The sequence below is a fragment of the Pseudomonas sp. NPDC087598 genome, assembly GCF_044743525.1.
Taxonomy (GTDB): domain Bacteria; phylum Pseudomonadota; class Gammaproteobacteria; order Pseudomonadales; family Pseudomonadaceae; genus Aquipseudomonas.
Map to the genome: position 1 here is coordinate 68,833 of NZ_JBIUWQ010000035.1, position 1,634 is coordinate 70,466.

At 57.2% G+C, this 1,634-nt stretch carries 2 protein-coding genes and 1 pseudogene; all 3 read right to left on the minus strand.

Annotated features, from left to right (window positions below; all coding sequences use genetic code 11):
- A partial coding sequence (gene pth, locus ACIOWE_RS19040) for an aminoacyl-tRNA hydrolase (protein WP_401394450.1) occupies positions 1-570 on the minus strand: 570 nt, incomplete at its 3' end.
- 170 nt (positions 571-740) lie between these two features.
- Positions 741-1,343 (minus strand): 50S ribosomal protein L25/general stress protein Ctc, encoded by a 603-nt coding sequence (locus ACIOWE_RS19045; protein WP_401394453.1) that lies wholly within the window; start codon positions 1,341-1,343, stop codon positions 741-743.
- A 142-nt stretch (positions 1,344-1,485) separates the two neighbouring features.
- Positions 1,486-1,634 (minus strand): annotated as a pseudogene (locus tag ACIOWE_RS19050) (ribose-phosphate pyrophosphokinase); the annotation flags it as partial.

The following is a 1,634-nucleotide window of genomic DNA, read 5'->3' on the forward strand; positions in this document are numbered from 1 at the left end:
CTGCCGGGGATCCCTCGCGCGGGTCCCTTCACCGGCGAGGATATCCGGCAGCACGCCGAGGGCAAAGTCGATGCTGGCATCGAGTTTTTCCTGTTCGGCGCGTGGCGCACGACCCAGGACGAAATTTGAAACCATACTGGCGACGCCCGGGTGGCCGATGCCAAGCCGCAGACGGTAGAAAGTATTCTGATTGCCCAGTTGCGCAATGATGTCGCGCAACCCGTTGTGACCGCCATGGCCGCCGCCCTGCTTGAGCTTGGCGACGCCCGGAGGCAAGTCGAGTTCGTCATGCGCCACCAGGATTTCTTCAGGCTTGATGCGGAAGAAACCGGCGAGTGCCGCCACGGCCTGGCCGCTGCGGTTCATGTAGGTGGTGGGAATCAGCAGACGAACATCCTGACCTTGATGCGAGTAGCGCCCGGTCAGGCCGAAATATTTGCGATCGGCCACAAGATTCACATTCTGTGCGTGGGCGATGCGCTCAACAAAAAGGGCCCCTGCGTTATGCCGGGTCTGGTCGTATTCGGCGCCTGGATTTCCCAGGCCAACGATCAGTTTGATGGCAGTCACGATAGGGGCCCTTCCTTTGAGTGGTGAGTAACATCGCCGCGATCAGGGAAGGCGGCGAAAGTGGACGAAAATTGCTCATTTACCATGAATGTAAACTCCGCGTTCTCGCCCGCTTTCTCGCTACGTTCCAGTCCGCGATGTTACTTGCTCACTCAGGCGTTACAGAGTGATTACTCTGCTGCGCCTTCTTCGGTAGCTTCTGGAGCAACACGTGGAGCGTGGACGTTGGCAACAGCCTTGTCATCGCCGTGTGCCAGAGCAACGAATTCAACGCCTTTCGGAGCTTTCAGATCCGACAGGTGAATGATCGAACCGATTTCAGCGTTAGCCAGGTCGACTTCGATGAACTCAGGCAGATCTTTCGGCAGGCAAGTTACTTCGATTTCAGCAACAACGTGCGAAATCTCGCCGCCTTTCTTCACTGGAGCAGCTTCGTTGATGAAGTGCACAGGAACGATAGCGGTCAGTTTCTGGCCAGCGACAACGCGTACGAAGTCAGCGTGCAGCACGTGGCCTTTGGCCGGGTGACGCTGCAGAGCTTTGATGATTACGTTTTGCTTGGTGCCGCCAACGTTCAGCTCGATGATGTGGCTGTAAGCCGCTTCGTTTTCGAGCAGTTTGGCAACTTCTTTGGCCAGCATGCTGATGGATTCAGGGGCTTTTTCGCCACCGTAAACAACAGCTGGAACCAGAGCGGCGAGACGACGCAGGCGGCGGCTCGCACCTTTCCCCAGGTCGGAACGCACTTCAGCATTCAGAGTAAAATCGTTCATTTTGTATCTCCAAAATAGCCATGACCGGAGTGACGTTTGCGACCAGCGCCAAACACGGTATGGGCAAAAAAGCCCCGCCCCGACAGGAATGCCGGGGCGGGGCGCTTTTCGTCAACAAGACATTTCGAGAAGGGCAGGGCCCTTAACGGAACATCGCGCTGATCGATTCTTCATTGCTGATGCGGCGAACCGCTTCGGCAACCACCGGAGCGATATCCAGTGGACGGATACGTGCACAGGCGTGTGCTGCAGCGGACAGCGGGATGGTGTTAGTCACCACCAGCTCGTCCA